Origin of the sequence: Psychrobacter sp. TB55-MNA-CIBAN-0194 (assembly GCF_040309505.1) — a bacterium.
Lineage (GTDB): Bacteria > Pseudomonadota > Gammaproteobacteria > Pseudomonadales > Moraxellaceae > Psychrobacter > Psychrobacter fozii.
In genome coordinates, this window is record NZ_JBEOOW010000824.1 from 1 (window position 1) to 233 (window position 233).

The window sequence follows — 233 nt, forward strand, 5'->3', positions numbered from 1 at the left end:
TCATAGAACTGCGTGACATCCGAGGTGTTTTCATACGCGGTGACACTGGCCTGCCACTTGTCCCAATCGCCACGCCAGCCCAGCTCGTAGCTGTCGACTTTAAGGGCCTGGGCATTGAGGTCCTGGATATCGTATTTGCTGCTCACATCACGCAGGAAGCGCTGGATATCCGGCAGGGAAAAGCCCTGGCTGAAGTTGACGAACACATCCTGGTTGTCGGTCAGGTGGTACAC

1 protein-coding gene is annotated in these 233 nt (G+C 55.8%); it reads right to left on the reverse strand.

Going from position 1 to position 233, the window contains the following annotated elements; genetic code table 11:
- A partial coding sequence (locus AAEY75_RS17215; protein WP_352260399.1) for a TonB-dependent receptor domain-containing protein occupies positions 1-233 on the reverse strand: 233 nt, incomplete at both ends.